The organism is Acinetobacter sp. AOR01_HL (assembly GCF_027855455.1).
Taxonomy (GTDB): Bacteria; Pseudomonadota; Gammaproteobacteria; order Pseudomonadales; family Moraxellaceae; genus Acinetobacter; species Acinetobacter baumannii.
Window position 1 is genome coordinate 44,683 of record NZ_JAKTIM010000050.1, and the last position, 18,421, is coordinate 63,103.

The window sequence follows — 18,421 nt, forward strand, 5'->3', positions numbered from 1 at the left end:
GGATAGATCAAAATTCTACCCCTTCATGAAATTATCGTAGTAACAGGACTGGTTTATTAGCGCTTGTGATCACTTTTGTGGTGGTGCTGCCAATAAAAAATTGACGTATCTTTGAATGACCATAAGCCCCAACCACAATCAAATCGATTTGATGCTGTTCAGCGTAATTGATAATTGCCTTATCAACTTCACCATCCAACGTATTCGAGGTGATATTAAAACCTTGTGATTCAAGTTGCTCTTTTGCCCAAGAGAGCTGATTTTGCATTTCACTATTCGGATTTCCGACATAAACCAAATGTACTGCAAGACCTTTAAGTAATGGACTTGACGCAATGCGTTCAACACATTTTCTTGCAGTCTGACTTCCATCAAAAGCAATTAAAAAAGACTTAGGTGGACTAAATGGTGCAGACGTTATTAATACGGGTTTATGAAGGGCACGAACAACATTTTCAATATGGGTTCCAATTTTACTGGAATCATGCTCGGTTTCATTCCCATGCTTACCCATAACAAGAACTCTAATGTCGTCTTCCATTCCCATGATTGTTTCTAAAACACTGCCATGGCGTTGAAAACTTTGAGCATCAATAGAGAACTTCTCCAATAAATAGTTCTTTGCTTCCCGAAGAAGAATCTGGCCATGCTCTAGCTCGATTTTTCCCTTACGTTCTTCGAGTTCAACCAATTCTTTGAGCAAGGTTTCTCGACTTCCTAGACCAATTGCACCACTTAAATCTTGTGGTGCTTTTGCTTTTGGCTTATCAATGACATGCAATAGTTTAATAGGTGAATTAAGTTTATCGCTAAACCAAGCTGCATAATCACACACAGTATTTGTTACTAATGATCCATCAATACATGCAATAATTTTTGACATAACTAATCCCTCTTAGTGGCTATTTAAGCGATCTAAAGCATCTGGCTTATCATGGATACCAAACTTATCGACTAATGTTTTACTAGCTTCATTCATTCCAATAAGTTCGACTTCTGTTCCTTCACGTCTAAACTTAATGACCACTTTATCTACGGCAGCAACCGCAGAAACATCCCAGAAGTGTGCCTGACTGACATCAATCACCACTTTTGAAAGTGCCTCTTTGAAATCAAATGCAGAAGTAAATTTATCTGCTGAACTGAAGAACACTTGACCTGTTACCGTATAAGTACGTGTGCTTTCTGATTCATCAAATACAGATTGAATCGCCATATAGCGTTCAATTTTATTGGCAAAAAATAATGCAGAAAGAAGAACACCGACTAATACACCATAAGCCAGGTTATGTGTGGCAACAACTACGACGACTGTAACGATCATCACGATATTGCTAGAGAGAGGATATTGGCGGATATTGCGCAGAGAATCCCAGTTAAATGTTCCAATTGATACCATAATCATGACAGCAACCAGTGCAGCCATTGGAATGGCTTTAAGCCAGTCACTGATAAACACCACCATAATTAACAGAAAGACCCCTGCACTAAATGATGATAAACGGGTACGTCCACCAGATTTCACATTAATAATGGATTGACCAATCATGGCACAGCCTGCCATTCCGCCTAAGAAGCCTGAAGCGACATTGGCAACACCTTGCCCTTTACATTCTCGGTTTTTATCACTGGTGGTATCTGTTAAATCGTCGACAATTGTTGCGGTCATCATGGACTCAAGTAAACCCACGGCTGCCAAACCTAGTGAATAGGGTAAAATAATAGCTAAAGTTTCAAGATTTAAAGGAATATCAGGAAGCAAGAAAATTGGAAGCGTATCCGGCAATTGCCCCATATCACCGACAGTTCTTACATCTAAACCAATGAATAAGGCAAAGAGCGTAAGTAGGACAATACAGATGAGGGGAGAGGGTAAAAGTTTCCCTATCACTGGGATATAGGGAAATAGATAAATAACCGCTAAACCACCGATTGTCATCGCATAAACATGCCAAGTGACGTTGGTAAGTTCAGGCAATTGAGCCATAAAAATTAGAATAGCCAAGGCATTTACAAAGCCAATAACGACTGACTTTGATACAAAACGCATCAAGGCTCCTAATTTTAGATAGCCTGCTAGGATTTGAATAAATCCTGTCAAAATTGTGGCTGCTAATAAATATTGCAGACCATGCTCTTTAACCAGTGTGACCATTAATAAAGCCATAGCACCAGTTGCAGCAGAAATCATACCAGGACGACCGCCCACAAAAGCAATCACAACAGCAATACAGAATGAAGCATATAGCCCCACTTTAGGATCAACGCCTGCAATAATGGAGAAAGCAATTGCTTCAGGAATTAGAGCCAAAGCAACAACAATACCCGCAAGAACATCCCCGCGAATATTGGAGAACCATTGTTCTCGAATAGTGGATAACATGAAAATAGCCTATTTTTTTAAATTTTAGGAAAGGCTAGTGATGTGATATATACAACACACAAGCGACTACACCACATCACTAGACAGTGATGAGTTATTTACAAAAAGATGGGTAAATAAACTAGGGTGGAGTCAAAAGCATAAGTGTGTGAATACGAATAGAAATTTAAATTGAACTGTTAGTATAGGCGAACTGAACGAAAATTTCACTCTTTTTTATTTCGCAAATTTATAGAAAACATGAAATACCAAGTAATTTCATGAACATATGATTGTATAAAAAATATTCTTTAATTAGGATTTGTCCTTCTGTAAGCTTATGAATAAATTTTTAAAGCGATTTTTCCATTCATCTGGTGTTGCGTATAAATGTTTTATTGCAATCATTTTATGAATGAAACTATCACAGTAGAGTGCCCATTTTTTTATTCCCTTGGCATTTTCTAGTTCAATACAGATTTTTTTAATTTGTTCGCTTGTTAACTTATTCTGAGTAAAAATAAGAAAGGCACAAAATGCTTCATGATTTTTATTTTTATGTATATCGATGAGATAGGAAAATCCATTTTGATCTTTTAAGTCTAATTTTAAGAACAATAATTTTCGCCCTTTATCATAATCAATCCATGAGGGATGCTTGGGTTCAGGCACAAGTTTTTTGATTTGAAGCAAATTAATACTCGCTATCATTTCACCATGTTCATTAATTGCAGACAGATGTTCCAGAGGAGAACCCATTTCAGAAGCAAGTTCTTGGAGAGATTGGATAATGTATTGAATGTCAAAACGTTCATCTCTGCTAGGTGGTGTATCTGTCGTTTCAGATTTTTTGATCTTAGTATTTTGATTACCATAGGGTTCATCAGAAGATGTTTCAACCTCTTCTGATTTATCTGAATAAGGTTGATTAGATGCTCCGACTTCAATTGGATCATCGGTTGGTTCATTAAAAGAATACTTCAGAATACCTTGTGTATTTCCAGTTTCCACCTCAGAACGCTTACGATATTCACCGCTTGTTCTTGATGGTGGTTTTTGAGTATTGATGTGCTCATTCTTATTTTGACTTTTTTCACGAGGTCTAGGATTTTTCTCATCAGGCTTTGAAATTGTATTGGTCAGGTCTTTGTTGACATCAATCATGTGATCGTTAATAGGATCAAATTTTTTCACTCTAGTGATAAAAAAACGAGTCTTATTGTCATCTAGCCAAATTCCTTCTGCTTCAAGGAAAAGCTTTGTGGGATGTGGTGGAAACACAATGGGATACCTTTTGCCTGTACCCTGCTGAAGATGATTAAACTCGGTAATTTCCATACTTCGTTGAATTTTATCAACTATCGTTTGCACATATGGGTTTAAGGCAAGATTAGCAAGAAAAATAATTGCAGTCTCGCCTATATCTTCATATGGCTTTCTGATTTTAATTTTATATTCAACATTATCGTCCACAATTTCTGTTGTATAAGATTCTAAAAAACGATTAATGATGGATTGACTCGAAGTTCCTAATAAAAGTCCCCTAATATCCTTCCGATTGACGAATAAGCTATGCAATACATGAATTGATGATGTGATGACTTGAGTTCCATCATTGGAATGCATTAGGCAATGATTCACTTTGCGATATGAATCATTGGTATATTTGGTAAATGGATAGCCTTGAAGAACATAATCAACTTTATTTGGGAGGAAATAGTTTTTTAAAGGAATGTAGTAGTCAGAAGTATTGGGGATTCTGTCCGTAAGTTTTATATTCTTAGGTTTATTATTGGTGAAGTCGAAAGAAAATCGTTTTGTAATGAGTTTTCCTGAAAACCGATAGGATTGATCGGTTAAAACATTTCCATCCCAAATACTGCCATGTTGAACAGCATCAAGATCAAGTACGGGAACAAGGAATGTTGAGCACTTATCTAAAAATAACCATTGATCACTTTTTCTAATCTCAATTAATAACACTTCAACAAAAGGATTAGTTGAATCGTTATCTTCGTTTCTAACAAGTCCACCATATCTATAAACCACTCGACTAATATTATCGTTTGGGAAGCAATCAATAGTCGTTATTTTGTCATTATTAACAGGCATATATTTTTACAAAATGAAAAATTAAAGCATATAGATAATATACTTTTTATTCTTGCTCTAGTTTATTTGTGTAAACTCTGATTTATTTGTGGAACTGACAACCGCCCCCAACCAGTGCAATTGCTGATGCTGTATGGTGGGGCGCGCGAAATGGACGCTGCCCAAAGGTATGTGGTGTATTTGAAATAGAATAAATACTTGCAACTTCAAGAGTTTCTTGAGTAGAAAGTGGCGGTAAAATAGAAGGCAGGCGTGAAGCCAATAAAGTTTTACCTGTGCCTGGTGGTCCTTTAAAGAGCAGGGAGTGTCCCCCAGCGGCAGCAATTTCTAGTGCACGCCGTGGCCGTAGCTGACCTTTAACATCTGCAAGGTCAAATTTATAGGGCATTTCATTTGAATGGGCACTTGGCTGCGCATGAGCTAGCTTTTGTGTGCCTAAAAAGTGCTCGCACACCTCTTTTAAATGATTAACTGGATAACACTCAAGATTAGGTAAATGGCTAATATCTTGGCTATTATCGACGGGTAAAACGATTTTATGCTGAGCTTGCTGGCATGCCATTGCTAAAGTTAAAGCGCCTGATACGGGTCTTACATGACCGTCTAGAGCCAACTCTCCAATAAATTCAAAGTCTTCTGTGCAGTTTTCCGAAAGTTGACCAGAGGCAATTAAGATGCCTAAAGCAATTGGTAAATCTAGCCGTGAACCATCTTTGGGCAAATCTGCAGGAGCAAGGTTAATGGTCAGCCGCTTAGTTGGAAATTGAAATCCACTGTTAATAATAGCTGAGCGAACCCTATCCTTACTTTCCCTAACCGCTGCTTCCGCTAAGCCTACAATAGTTAGAGAGGGTAATCCTTGACTCACATGCACCTCAACCTCAATGAGAGGCGCATGTAATCCTAAAAGTCCCCGAGTATAAATTTTAGAAAAAGACATCTTATTGTTCCATTATGGTGCTTCATTTTTAATCGTTGTAAAGTATAAGTGCGCTACGTTGGTGCTTATTTTTTATTCTTTAAAGCTTCTTCTAATAGACTGACTTGTTTTTGTAGCGCTTCTAAACGTTGATTGGCTAAATGAAGGGCTGTTTTTTGTCTTTCGATTTCTTGTTTAGAGACAAGATCTAATTTCTCGACAGTTTCATTTAATAATGCACGTAAGTTTTTTTCTAAATCTTTTTTAGGCTCGTCAATTTGTTCCAAGATGGCCTGTAATAGAGTTTCTAGCATGAGATATCCAAACTGTTGTATTACCTTATGCTCGCCAGTTTAACACTGCTTGAATCTAGGATATAGGCTTCTTGGCTTTTAGCCATGTCATAACGATAAATTGAAATAAAAACAGGACTGAAAATTCATTTTATTTTTAGTTGCTCATCTACATCTTGATAACTAAATAGGTTATAAAGAAAGCTCATGCAAAAGATTCATATCCTCCAACCTTTGAAATATTGGCATGAAAATTGAACATAAAACCTTACTGGTGAAAAGAAGCCGAAGGAAACAAACATGAAGCTTGTAACTGCAATTGTAAAACCGTTTAAATTGGATGATGTGCGTGAAGCACTCTCTGACATTGGTGTACAAGGGATTACCGTAACTGAAGTTAAAGGTTTTGGTCGTCAAAAAGGACATACAGAACTTTACCGCGGCGCTGAGTATGTGGTTGATTTCTTACCTAAAGTAAAAATCGAAATTGCGATTAGTGATGAAATGGTCGACGCGGTAATTGAGTCAATTACACGTGTGGCAAGCACTGGAAAAATCGGCGACGGTAAGATTTTTGTGACTAATCTGGAACAAGTCATCCGTATCCGTACAGGTGAAACAGGACCAGATGCTGTCTAAATTGGCACAAAGCTTGCTGAGCAATAAATAGCTCGCAAATGAGGTTGGGGGACACGAATGAAAAAAATGCTTATGGCGCTGAGTTTAACCGGCGCACTTTTGGGTGGTACTGCCGCTTGGGCAGAAGAGACTGTAACAACACCAACATCTGAGGTTACAGCAACATCAACGTCTGAAGCTCCTGCAACAATTGCAGCGGCACCAGCAGCTGAGGAAACTCCGGCCGCACCGACACCGACTGCAAAACTCGATACTGGTGATACATCTTGGATTTTAATTTCAACAGCTTTGGTTCTGTTGATGACAATTCCAGGCTTGGCGTTATTTTACGGTGGTATGGTCCGTAAGAAAAATGTCTTAAGCACTATGATGTTTAGCCTTTCTGCTGCAATTTTAGTAAGTTTGCTCTGGGTGATTGCAGGTTATTCAATCGCGTTCTCTGGCACAGGTGCATACTTTGGTGATTTGTCTAAAGCAATGCTCAATGGCGTCGCTTTTGATGCACTAAGTGGGACAATTCCTGAAAGCCTCTTTGTTATTTTCCAAATGACTTTCGCCATCATTACTGTCGCAATTTTGAGTGGCTCGATTGCTGACCGTATGAAATATTCAGCTTTCATGGCATTCATTGCAATTTGGGTACTTGTGGTTTATGCGCCAATTACTCACTGGGTGTGGGCGGCAGATGGCTGGTTATTTAAAGCAGGTGCATTAGATTTCGCTGGCGGTACGGTTGTACACATTAACTCCGGTGTTGCAGGTCTAGTTGCTGCTTATATGCTTGGTAAACGTATTGGTCTTGGCCGTGAATCTATGGCGCCACATAACTTAACTTTAACTGTAATCGGTGCAAGTTTACTTTGGGTGGGTTGGTTCGGCTTTAACGGTGGTAGTGCTTTAGGTGCTGGTGCTCGTGCAAGTATGGCAATTTTAGTGACTCAAGTTGCTGCCGCTGCTGCTGCGTTCTCTTGGTTGGTAGTAGAACGTATGATCCGTGGTAAAGCTTCTGTATTGGGCGGTGCGTCTGGAGCTGTTGCTGGTTTAGTTGTGATTACTCCTGCAGCTGGTTTTGTTGGTGTAGGCGGAGCTTTAGTAATGGGCCTTATTGGTGGCGTAGTCTGCTTCTGGGGTATTACGGCACTTAAACGCTTACTTAAAGCAGATGATGCTTTGGATGCGTTTGGTTTGCACGCTGTAGGTGGTATTGTCGGTGCGATTTTAACTGGCGTATTTTATAGTGATGAAATCATTAAGGCAGCCAACGTAGCATTAGCACCAACATTCGCTGGTCAGTTGTGGGTACAAGTCGAAGGTGTGCTTGCGACAATGGTTTACAGTGGTATCGCAACTTTCATTATTCTTAAAGTGATTGACCTTATTATTGGACTTCGTGTTAATTCCGATGATGAACGTATGGGTCTGGACTTAAGCCAACATGGCGAACGTATTGAATAATCACTAATAATTCTTATATCAAAAACAGTCTTGTGCTGTGATCAAAGCGATGCTTTGATCTCGGACAGGACTGTTTTTTTGTCTCATAGAATGCTGGTTCTGTAAGTGTAGAAATTTTGCTACACTAGGTCAAAGTAATTGACCCTATTAAGTCCGCTATGCATTGTCCATTTTGCAACGCCGCAGATAGTAAAGTCATCGATTCGCGTCTAGCCGCAGAAGGCTGTCAGATTCGTCGACGTCGTGAGTGTGTAAGTTGCGGTGAACGTTTTACCACTTTTGAAAGCTATGAAGTGGTGATGCCCCGTGTGATCAAATCGAATGGAAAAAATGAACCGTTCGATGAGGCGAAGCTACGTCGTTCGCTTATGCATGCCTTACAAAAACGTCCAGTGACACAAGAGCAGATCGAGACGGTTCTAAGCGATATTCAGTTGCAAATTCGCCGTTTGGGTGAGCGTGATGTGAAATCCAGAACGATTGGTGAGATTGTCATGCAATCTTTATTTGCACTTGACCACGTTGCCTATGTTCGTTTTGCTTCGGTTTATCAAGACTTTCAGGATGTTGAAGCGTTTCGCCGCCAAATTGAGCAAATGCAACAACGTGAACACTAATCATTTGAGATTTTTATGTCTGAGTTAAAACAAGATCAATACTGGATGCAGCAAGCCATTGAACTTGCCAAACGAGGACTCTATTCGACAAAACCAAATCCAAATGTTGGTTGTGTCATCGTCAAAGATAATCAGGTGATTGGTGAAGGTTTTCACCCTAAAGCTGGTCAGCCCCATGCGGAAGTTTTTGCATTACGTCAGGCAGGCGAACAGGCACAAGGCGCAACTGCTTATGTGACGCTTGAGCCGTGTGCTCATTATGGGCGAACCCCTCCGTGTGCTGAGGCGCTGGTTAAGGCGCAAGTTAAAAAAGTGGTAGTGGCATGTCCTGATCCAAACCCGCTTGTTGCAGGTAAAGGTGTTCAGATATTAAAAAATGCCGGTATTGAAGTAGAAATCGGTATTTGTGAAGATTTGGCAGCTCAACTTAATCAAGGCTTTTTAAAAGCGATGTCTACAGGCATGCCATATGTACGACTAAAAGTTGCTTCTAGTCTTGATGGGCGTACTGCAATGGCATCAGGTGAGTCGAAGTGGATTACAGGTTCTGCGGCCCGTCAAGATGTACAACATTGGCGTGCGATTTCAGGCGCCGTGATTACAGGTATTGAAACTGTAATTGCCGATGACTGCCAACTTAATGTACGTTCACTTCATAATATTGATATCGAAACGGTTGCTCAGCCAAAACGTGTAATTCTAGATCGGAGAGGGCGTTTACCACTCACCGCTAAAATATTAGAAAATCCTGAAACTGTGATGGTCATGGGACCATATCGTCAGGAACTTGCTGACTTAGGCGTGATACAATTAGAAATTCAGCCTTTAAAAACACTATTACAGACCTTATCTAAGCAATACCAAATTTATGATGTGCTGATCGAGGCTGGCGCGACATTATCAAGTGCCTTTTTGCAAGAAGGCTTGATTGATGAAATGATCAGTTATGTGGCTCCAACTTTATTGGGGCAAAGTGCAAGAGCCATGTTCAATGCAGATTTTGAATATATGGCACAGCAACTTCGTTTTAAACTTCTTGATGTAACACAACTTGATCAAGATATACGCTTAAGGTTAATCCCTACGCAAGAGAAAGTATGAATTCAGAGCCTTCGGTATACCACAAACGTCGTCATGCAGCCCGCACGACAGACGAATATCTTTTCCATCAGCTTGTCCCGTATTTGGGCAACAAGCGCCGATTGCTCCACTTGATTTTAGAAGCTCTGGAAATCACAGGGACGCTGAATAGCAAGAAAAAGAACCCCCCGATTTTTGCCGACTTTTTTGCAGGCAGTGGGGTGGTTTCTCGTTTAGCACGTCAAAATGGATACCGTGTCATTGCCAATGATTGGGAACCTTATAGTCATGCTTTAAATCATGCAATTTTAGCGTGTGTCGATGCACCTGCTTTTAAAGAGTTGGGTGGCTATCAGAAAGCGATTGATTATTTAAACCGCTTACCCGAGGTTAAAGGCTGGGTAACACACAATCTTTGCCCTCGTAATGATGATGTATACGATCCTTCGCGCGACCGTTTGTTTTTTAAGCGTCGCAATGGTATGCGTATCGATGCGATTCGCCAGCAAATTGCCACATGGCAAGCGCAGGGTGCAATTAATGATGTAGAAATGAGTGCTTTGCTTGCGCCATTACTCTATTCAGCAAGTTTTGTGAGTAATACCAGTGGTGTATTTAAAAGCTTCCACCAAGGGTGGGGCGGACGTACACAAACAGCATTAGAGCGTATCGAATCACTACTTTGGTTAACTCCGAGCCGTTTCTGTGAGATTGGCGACCGTAAACGCCCTGCTGCTGAAATGTGGTGTGTAGATGCTCAGCATCTAGCAAATCAAATGAGCGGTTTTGAAGTAGATGTAGCCTATCTTGACCCACCTTATAATCAGCATGCTTACAGTAGTAACTATCACGTTTTAAATGCGTTGACGTTATGGGATCAAGTCGATTTACCACCGCCAGATACGAAAGGCTATAAGAGTGGTATTGACCGTGCATGGCGTAAAGAACGTCCAAGTCCTTATAACTCTTCTAAACATGCAAAAGATGCGTATGAAAAATTACTTTCAACCATCAATGCACGTTATATTCTGACCAGTTATTCGACCGATGGTAACATTGAGCCGAAAGATTTACTGATGGCCAATCTGGAACGTGGAAAAGTGACTTTACTTACTCAAGATGTTCCACGTTATCGCGTAAGTAAACAACGTCAGTCAGAGCGTGCACGTGTGCTTGAGTTTATTGTGATTACAGATACTCATGCCAAACCAGGGCCACCGTTACGTCAATTGTTAGGCCAGCTTTACCACTTTGCCGAGCTAGGTGGTGTAGATACATCAGGTAATAGTACACAGCTCGCACTTTGGTAAGCGCTGCAATTTAAGCAGTGTAAAAGATTTGGAGATTGAGCCATGTTTACAGGCATTATTGAAAGTTTAGGTAAAGTAGAAAGCCTGCAAAGTGTAGGTGGCGATGTGCGTTTACGTATTCAAACCGATTTGGATATGTCTGATGTACATTTGGGTGACTCAATTGCAACTAACGGGATTTGCCTCACAGTGATTGAGTGGGGTGATAACTGGTATGCGGCTGATGTATCTCGTGAAAGTTTAAACCGCACGACTTTAGGTAACTGGAAAGTGGGTCAACGTGTCAATGTTGAAAAGGCAATGTTACCGACCACTCGCTTTGGTGGGCACATTGTAAGTGGTCACGTTGATGGTGTAGGTGAAATTACCCTAGTACGTGAAGATGCTCGCTCAATTTATTTTGAAGTGACTGCGCCTGTAGAACTTGCTAAATATCTGGCAGAGAAGGGTTCAGTAACTGTAGATGGTATTAGCTTAACGATTAATCATTTACGCGGTAATATTTTAAGTTTAAACCTCATCCCACACACAGCAGAGCGTACTAATATTGGAACGTGGCAAGTGGGTAGCAAGGTCAATCTTGAAGTTGATGTTTTAGCACGTTATATCGAACGCTTATTACTAGGTGATAAAGCTGCTGAACAGAAAACCGAATCAAATATTAGTATGGCCTTCTTAGCTGAAAATGGTTTTTTAAAATAAACTTTTAAATTACCAAAATGAAAAACCGGACATACGTTCCGGTTTTTTATTTTAAAAATTAATGCTTGGTGAGAGTAACTGAGTATGTGCCGACCCAAGGTTTATTATGCTGAGTGCGAGTAATTGAAAATTCGCCTTTTTCCGATGCTCGTGTGAGTAAGATTGAAAGCGAATTAAAGTCGTTATGACTCATATAAAGTTCTTGTGCTGAGAAGGTCCATTGCTCGCCTTGATTAAGTTGCTCAATTTGCGTTGAAATCTGATGCGGAATGTCCATTTCTTACCCTCATTAATTTTCATAAATAATCATGACTTATTCTTATAATTGCTTGAACCATAAGAATATTATGCATGACCATTTTGTGACAATTAAATGTCATTTTTATGACAGGAAGAATATTAAAACTTTACTTTTCTATTTTTTCATCAGAAAAGTTAGAATTCTTTAAAATATATTCAATTTCTTCTTGAGCCGCAGCATGCAGTTTGGCACGGAAAACTGTTACCGCCTGTTCAATTAAGCTTTCAGCTTCAAGTTCTAGGCGAACGCGTACACTTTCAAGCTCAGATAAGATCTGATCGTCAGTAATGCTAAGTTTTGCACCAGAAGAATAGTCAATTGCTGGCGTTTCAGGGTTTTTCTGATAACGTGCAGTATATTCAGCAACTTCTTGTTCTAAATGACTGCGTAAAGCCTGCAAAGCTTCCGTTTGTTCACTAAATTTACGAACTTCGTCAGCCTGTAATTCAGCAGCATAAGCTGCTTCCTTTGCGCGCTTATCTGCAAGAGCTTTTTCTAACGCAAGTTGGCGACGAATTCGCGCTTGCTCGATTAACTCTGCCTTTAAGTCAGCATATGCCTTTTCAATATTTTGTTGTGATTCTAACTGAGCTTTTTCGTCATTTAAAACCCACAGTTGAATAGGGGTCTGAGGCTCTAATAAATCACAAATACGAGCTAAATCCTGTTGATAAGCATGACGGACAGCTTCAGGCGCATTTAACCATCTTTTTTTAAAATCTTGCCCGACATTTAATGCCACCACAGTTCTCCTTTGCTCAACAGTATTTACATTTTAGCGCGTTATAATTTAAAGGTTCGAGGTTCTATACCTAAACGACGATACATTTTAAATTTTTCTCGGCCAATTTGCTTGGCTGCTTCATTATTTTCAACAATTTCTATAATGTGGCTAAAATGATTCACTTGTTCAAGTGCATGATTGTTAAAATTAAATACCAGCCAACCTTGTTCAGAAGGTTGTTTAGCCGAAACACATACTGCCGCATCTACCTGATCAACGCCATGGGCAATAAAGCTGGTCGGATCAAAGCTCCACAATTTTTCATCAAGTGTTTGTTGTAACTGCACATCTGGGCAATACCACCAGATTTGTGAATGCTTTAGTAAAATTTTTCGACATAAACGGCAAGCACTATCGACTTGCCGTTCTTCACTGGTTTCAAACAGATAAAAGCTAACTTTAGCCATTCGTACTTACACGGTTAGCCAAGAATTGCATAAGTAGCGGTACTGGACGACCAGTTGCGCCTTTTGCTGAGCCTGATAACCATGCTGTTCCGGCAACATCTAAGTGAGCCCAGCGATAGTCACGAGTAAAACGCTCAAGGAAACAGGCTGCTGTAATTGCGCCGCCGTGTGGTCCACCAATGTTAGCGATGTCTGCAAAAGGAGAGTCCAGTAATTCCTGATAATCATCAATCACTGGCATGCGCCATACACGGTCAAATGACTGCTCACCAGCTTGTTGGAGTTCAGCTGCCAAAGTATCGTCCGGAGAGAATAAACCACTCAGTACTTTACCTAACGCAACTACGCAAGCACCAGTTAATGTTGCGATATCAATCACAACTGCCGGATTGAAACGTTTGATATACGTTAAGGTGTCGCAAAGGACTAAACGGCCTTCAGCGTCAGTGTTTAAAATTTCAACGGTCTGACCACTCATGGTTGTTACAATATCGCCTGGGCGAGTTGCTTTACCTGAAGGCATATTTTCCGCAGCTGCAATCGCACCCACAACATGGATTGGAAGACGTGCCTCACATAAAGCACGGATTGTGCCGAGTACAGAAGCTGCACCACACATATCGAACTTCATTTCATCCATGCCAAGTCCTGGTTTTAAAGAAATACCGCCTGTATCAAAGGTTACGCCTTTACCGACAAGTACGACAGGAGCTTGTTCAAGCTGTGCTTGGTATTCAAGAGTCACAATACGGCCCGGACGCTCAGACCCTTTGCTGACTGCAAGAAATGCATACATGCCTAAATCAGCCATTTGTTGCTCATTTAAGACAGTGACTTTAAGTAAGTCTGGGAATTCTGCCGCTAAAGCTAATGCCTGTTCTGCCAGATATTCAGGGAAACAGATATTACCTGGTCGGTTTCCTAAGTCACGAGCATAAGACTGACCAGATTGTACGGCATGTACTAAAGCGAGTTGATTTTCATCAAGGCTGGTTTGTGAGCTAATTAAATCAACTTGTTGTAACACAAATTCATTTTTTTTCGATTTAAACTCATCATAACCATAAGCTGCTTGAGTTAAGCTTAATGCAAATAAATAATGGTATTCGACAGGTAACGCAGCAATATCAATTGCGATATGCTTAAATTTATTTTGTGCCGACTTGATAATGGTTTGCGCCAATTTTGCTAACTTAGCTGCTTGAAGTTCAGCTGCTTTTCCTAAACCAAGTAATTGGCTATGGGGCTGAGTGCTAAGTTGACCAAATAATGGCAACGTTTCATTGAAGTTGGCTTTAAATTGAGTTGCTGTAAGAATACTTTCTAGATTATTGATTTGATATGTATTGAGATTGCTTTGTAGCTGTTCTGAATCAACTAAAATCCACAAAGATTCATTAGATGTTTGTTCAGGAAAAGTTGTATAAGTTGTAAATTTCATGGCTGCCGTGATTGCCTATAGAAAGTTATGTTGGATTAAAACATTGAAACACTTTCAAGCATAGCGTTGCAATGTGCGGTTTTATATTTTTAACATTCGGGTAAACTAGCGTTCGTCCCGATTAGCCTTTTGGAAGTATTAATTTGATTATTCGGCGTTATCTCGTCAAGCAAGTTGTCTCTACCTCATTGGTGGTCATTGCATTATTGACCTTAATCATGATGGGTGGTCGTCTGATCAAATACTTTGGTGTGGCGGCACAGGGGCGGCTAGATGCCAGTATCTTGTTTAGCATCATTGGATATCGTTTACCTGAATTTCTAACCCTCATTTTACCACTTGGGTTTTTTATTGGTTTAATGTTGGTGTTTGGTCGTTTATATGTTGACCATGAAATGGCCGTATTGAATGGTAGTGGGGTAAGTCGTCATCAGTTAGCGCGCTTACTTATTCCAATGACACTGGTTTATATGGTGTGTCAGTCCGTACTTATGCTTTGGATGACGCCGTGGGGACTTCGTGAATTCGAAAAATTAACTACAACCCAAGCAGTGCGTACAGGGTTTGACTTGGTGCGACCAAGAGAGTTTATTTCTTCTGGACCTTATACGATTTATGCAGGTTCATTGTCGGAAGATCGAAAAAACCTTAAAGATATTTTCTTTTATCAGCGTGCAGCCAAAGAAGGCAAGCCAGATGTCATGATTTTGGCAAAAGAGGCGACTCGTGTAGAAGTTGCAAATGACACCGCCAATGTCGTTGATCTCGTTCAAGGTCGTCGCTATGAAATATTCCCGGGACAACCAAAATATACACAAGCAGAGTTCCAGTCTTATCGTCTACGTTTAGAAAATGACAAAGATGTTAAGTTTGAGAGTGGCGATGTAGAAGCACTTTCCACATCAAAACTATTTTCTAAAGCAAATGATCCGGTCGTAAGAAGTGAGTTGGGCTGGCGCTTATTTGGTCCGTTTACCATTATTATTGCCTTGATGCTATCTGTGGCATTGTCGGAAGTAAGCCCGCGACAAGGTCGTTATTATCGTCTTATTCCATCTATCTTTATTTTCGCGAGTTTGATCGTACTCATGATTGCAATTAAAATTCGTATAAGTAAAGGAGAACTGGATATTTGGGCTTATCCAGTGGCTTTATTGGTTTATGCAATCGCAGCTGCCTTATTTTCACGTAAGCAGAAATTAGGGCCGAAAATCAAGAAACAGATTAAGCGAGTGAAATTATAATGTTAGCACGTCGAATAGTCGCCAAATATGTGACGAAAACCACTGCGCTCGCAATGTTTGGTACCACCATTGTTTTGTCTGTTTTGCAAATCCTGTTTACTTATCTGGGTGAATTAGGTGAGCTAAAACCTGACTATAATGCATGGCAAGCTTTTATCTATGTGTTATGGGGTGCCCCTCGCTATCTATATGAAATTTTACCTATCTCGGCCTTAATTGGCGCTGTGATTGGGTTAGGCGCTTTAGCATCCAATAGTGAGCTGATCGTGATGCGTTCGGTCGGGATTAGCTTATGGCGTATTGTAGGTTGGGTTATGCGCTCAGCTTTGCTACTTATTGTTTTATCTTTTGCTCTAAGTGAGTGGGTTGTTCCCTATACAAATGAGAAAGCGCAAAGTGTCAAAAGCCATCGATCAGTTGCTGCTTTAGGTGAAGTGAAAGGTTATTGGTCACGAGAAGGGCAACGTTTTATTTATATTGATTATGCGAACTCACAAGGAAATTTAAGAGATATCCAGGTCGTAGACTTTAACAAAGACTACCATTTACAGTCTTTAATTAATGCAGAGCAAGGAAAGTTTATCCAGGATGGTCAATGGACTTTACAAAAAGCTAGCCAGATGGACATTCTTACAGATGGTAATTCGATACTAAATAATCATGATCAGCAGTCTTTAGGTTTGGCTCTACAGCCTAAATATGTACACATGGTGACTTTAGACCCTGAGGACTTGTCTCCAAGTCAGCTGATTAGTTTTATGCGCTATATGGACGAATATAGCCAAGTACCGAAAACTTACCAATTAGCTTTTTGGCAAAAAGTCGCTTCTCCATTTTCACTCATTACTCTTGTATTAGTGGCTTGTTCTTTTATTTTTGGTCCACTACGTCAACAGTCGATGGGTTTCCGTTTGGTGATCGCACTCTTCATTGGTTTAGGCTTTTATTATTTACAAGACTTCTTGGGCTACGCAAGTTTGGTATACGCGCCTTCACCAGCTTGGTTTGTACTCATGCCTATTATTTTAATGTTTGGTGCCGGAAGTTATTTGCTTTATCGGGCCCGTTAAATTGAAAGTATATGAATGGCTTTCTCAATGAGGAGCATTGGGGAAAGCCATAGGAAAAAATAGAGTCTTCACCGAAAATTCGGTAAGATATTGCGATGAAATTGTAGACAAAAGAGAAATTGATTATGACGGATGCAACTGCTGGCAAGATCCCTCACGTTCTGGTCATTATGGATGGTGTTGGACACCGTGAAGCGATTGAAGATAATGCTTTTCTTGCAGCAAAAACCCCGAATTTAACTGCAATGAAAGCAAAGCATCCAAATAGTCTCATTTCTGGTTCTGGTGAAGATGTTGGTTTACCTGATGGACAAATGGGTAACTCTGAAGTTGGTCACATGAACCTTGGCGCTGGCCGAGTGTTATACCAAGACTTCACACGTATTACTAAAGATATTCGTACTGGTGCTTTTTTTGAGCACGAAGTATTGGTTGATGCCGTAGAAAAAGCAAAAGCAGCGGGTGGCGCAGTTCATATTATGGGCCTACTCTCTGAAGGCGGTGTTCACTCACATGAAGATCATATTGTGGCGATGTGTGAACTTGCCTTAAAACGCGGTGCGAAAGTTTACTTACATGCATTCCTTGATGGTCGTGATACTCCTCCACGTAGTGCTCAACCTTCATTAGAAAAATTAGATGCTTTATTCGCTCAATATGAAGGCAAGGGCTGTATTGCAACCATGATTGGTCGCTACTTTGCAATGGATCGTGATAACCGTTGGGATCGTGTTGAGCAGGCTTACCGTTTATTAACGGAAGGTGAAGCTGTTCGTACTGCAACTACTGCGGTTGAAGGCTTAGAGCTTGCATATGCTGCAAATGAAAATGATGAGTTTGTAAAAGCAACCCGTATTGGTGAGATCGCTAAAGTTCAAGATGGCGATAGCGTTGTATTTATGAATTTCCGTGCTGACCGTGCCCGTGAAATTACGCGTGCGTTTGTTGAAAAAGATTTCGCAGGTTTTGAGCGTAAAGTTGTACCGAACCTTTCTAAATTTGTCATGTTGACGCGTTATCAGGCAAGCATTGATGCACCTGTGGCATATATGCCTGAAGAGTTAAAGAACTCGCTTGGTGAATATTTATCTTCTTTAGGTAAAACGCAATTACGTATTGCTGAAACTGAGAAATATGCCCATGTGACTTTCTTCTTTAGTGGTGGTCGTGAAGACGAATATCCAGGTGAAAAGCGTATTTTAATTCCATCGCCAAACGTTGCGACATATGACTTAAAGCCTGAAATGAGTGCTTATGAAGTAACTGATGAGCTAGTCAAAGCAATTAACTCGGGTGAGTACGACTTACTTGTTGTGAACTATGCCAATGGTGATATGGTCGGTCATACAGGCGTATTTGATGCTGCAGTTAAGGCTGTTGAAGCAGTTGATACATGTTTAGGTCGTGTATACGAAGCTGTAATGGCGAAAAAAGGCCATATGCTTATTACGGCTGACCACGGTAATGTTGAACAAATGCAAGATTATGAAAGTGGTCAGGTTCATACTCAGCATACAACAGAGCTTGTTCCTTTTATTTATGTGGGTCCAACCCAAGCAACGATTGCAGAAGGTGGCGTGCTTGCTGATGTTGCACCGACCATTCTGAACTTAATGCAGATTCCTGTGCCTGCTGAAATGCAAGGTCGTAATCTCATTACATTGTCTGCTTAAGCGATAGGTGAC

General features: G+C 40.4%; 17 protein-coding genes and 1 pseudogene. 9 read left to right on the forward strand and 9 right to left on the reverse strand.

Features of this window, described 5'->3' with window-relative positions; all coding sequences use genetic code 11:
- Positions 1-31: 31 nt before the first annotated feature.
- The 5 genes and pseudogenes from MKL62_RS15105 to MKL62_RS15125 form a co-directional block, all read right to left on the reverse strand.
- Positions 32-883: a universal stress protein gene (locus MKL62_RS15105; RefSeq protein WP_000034564.1), complete on the reverse strand. Its 852-nt coding sequence runs from the start codon at positions 881-883 to the stop codon at positions 32-34.
- 12 nt (positions 884-895) lie between these two features.
- Positions 896-2,383, reverse strand: coding sequence for a SulP family inorganic anion transporter (locus tag MKL62_RS15110; protein ID WP_000953322.1), 1,488 nt, complete (start codon positions 2,381-2,383; stop codon positions 896-898).
- 294 nt (positions 2,384-2,677) lie between these two features.
- Positions 2,678-4,474, reverse strand: coding sequence for a hypothetical protein (locus tag MKL62_RS15115; RefSeq protein WP_001144964.1), 1,797 nt, complete (start codon positions 4,472-4,474; stop codon positions 2,678-2,680).
- Positions 4,475-4,574: 100 nt separating this feature from the next.
- Positions 4,575-5,414: pseudogene (locus tag MKL62_RS15120) on the reverse strand (YifB family Mg chelatase-like AAA ATPase); the annotation flags it as partial.
- Between the two features lie 65 nt (positions 5,415-5,479).
- Entirely contained in the window at positions 5,480-5,707 is a 228-nt protein-coding gene (locus MKL62_RS15125; RefSeq protein WP_000894500.1) for an accessory factor UbiK family protein, read from the reverse strand.
- 279 nt (positions 5,708-5,986) lie between these two features.
- Here MKL62_RS15125 and glnK point away from each other — a divergent pair, with 279 nt between their 5' ends.
- The 6 genes from glnK (at position 5,987) to MKL62_RS15155 (ending at position 11,489) form a co-directional block, all read left to right on the forward strand.
- Positions 5,987-6,325: a P-II family nitrogen regulator gene (glnK, locus tag MKL62_RS15130; RefSeq protein ID WP_000780326.1), complete on the forward strand. Its 339-nt coding sequence runs from the start codon at positions 5,987-5,989 to the stop codon at positions 6,323-6,325.
- Positions 6,326-6,382: 57 nt separating this feature from the next.
- The gene (locus MKL62_RS15135) at positions 6,383-7,780 is read left to right on the forward strand and encodes an ammonium transporter (RefSeq protein WP_000738520.1); all 1,398 of its coding nucleotides are present in this window, start codon (positions 6,383-6,385) and stop codon (positions 7,778-7,780) included.
- 158 nt (positions 7,781-7,938) lie between these two features.
- The gene (nrdR, locus tag MKL62_RS15140) at positions 7,939-8,397 is read left to right on the forward strand and encodes a transcriptional regulator NrdR (RefSeq protein ID WP_000543541.1); all 459 of its coding nucleotides are present in this window, start codon (positions 7,939-7,941) and stop codon (positions 8,395-8,397) included.
- 15 nt (positions 8,398-8,412) lie between these two features.
- Positions 8,413-9,498, forward strand: a complete 1,086-nt coding sequence (gene ribD, locus MKL62_RS15145) for a bifunctional diaminohydroxyphosphoribosylaminopyrimidine deaminase/5-amino-6-(5-phosphoribosylamino)uracil reductase RibD (RefSeq protein ID WP_005129886.1) — start codon at positions 8,413-8,415, stop codon at positions 9,496-9,498.
- Positions 9,495-10,787 carry a DNA adenine methylase gene (locus MKL62_RS15150; RefSeq protein WP_001083669.1) on the forward strand — a complete coding sequence of 431 codons (1,293 nt, stop codon included), beginning with the start codon at positions 9,495-9,497 and terminating at the stop codon, positions 10,785-10,787. Before ribD ends, MKL62_RS15150 begins: the two co-directional genes overlap by 4 nt.
- Before the next feature lie 42 nt (positions 10,788-10,829).
- Positions 10,830-11,489 (forward strand): riboflavin synthase, encoded by a 660-nt coding sequence (locus tag MKL62_RS15155; RefSeq protein WP_000493866.1) that lies wholly within the window; start codon positions 10,830-10,832, stop codon positions 11,487-11,489.
- A 58-nt stretch (positions 11,490-11,547) separates the two neighbouring features.
- Here MKL62_RS15155 and MKL62_RS15160 read toward each other — a convergent pair whose 3' ends face one another.
- From MKL62_RS15160 to MKL62_RS15175, 4 genes are all read right to left on the reverse strand, one after another.
- Entirely contained in the window at positions 11,548-11,766 is a 219-nt protein-coding gene (locus MKL62_RS15160) for a hypothetical protein (protein WP_005129885.1), read from the reverse strand.
- Positions 11,767-11,896: 130 nt separating this feature from the next.
- Positions 11,897-12,535: a cell division protein BlhA gene (gene blhA, locus MKL62_RS15165; protein WP_002041864.1), complete on the reverse strand. Its 639-nt coding sequence runs from the start codon at positions 12,533-12,535 to the stop codon at positions 11,897-11,899.
- 38 nt (positions 12,536-12,573) lie between these two features.
- Positions 12,574-12,981, reverse strand: a complete 408-nt coding sequence (locus tag MKL62_RS15170) for a DNA polymerase III subunit chi (protein WP_005129883.1) — start codon at positions 12,979-12,981, stop codon at positions 12,574-12,576.
- Positions 12,974-14,422, reverse strand: coding sequence for a leucyl aminopeptidase (locus MKL62_RS15175; protein WP_000673449.1), 1,449 nt, complete (start codon positions 14,420-14,422; stop codon positions 12,974-12,976). The genes MKL62_RS15170 and MKL62_RS15175 overlap by 8 nt, the downstream gene beginning before the upstream one ends.
- A gap of 143 nt (positions 14,423-14,565) precedes the next feature.
- Between MKL62_RS15175 and lptF the strand changes: the two genes are divergently transcribed.
- From lptF to gpmI, 3 genes are all read left to right on the forward strand, one after another.
- The gene (gene lptF, locus MKL62_RS15180; protein ID WP_030423632.1) at positions 14,566-15,666 is read left to right on the forward strand and encodes an LPS export ABC transporter permease LptF; all 1,101 of its coding nucleotides are present in this window, start codon (positions 14,566-14,568) and stop codon (positions 15,664-15,666) included.
- Positions 15,666-16,736, forward strand: a complete 1,071-nt coding sequence (lptG, locus tag MKL62_RS15185) for an LPS export ABC transporter permease LptG (RefSeq protein ID WP_000881094.1) — start codon at positions 15,666-15,668, stop codon at positions 16,734-16,736. The genes lptF and lptG overlap by 1 nt, the downstream gene beginning before the upstream one ends.
- A 125-nt stretch (positions 16,737-16,861) precedes the next feature.
- Positions 16,862-18,409 (forward strand): 2,3-bisphosphoglycerate-independent phosphoglycerate mutase, encoded by a 1,548-nt coding sequence (gene gpmI, locus MKL62_RS15190; RefSeq protein ID WP_005129881.1) that lies wholly within the window; start codon positions 16,862-16,864, stop codon positions 18,407-18,409.
- Positions 18,410-18,421: the final 12 nt, after the last annotated feature.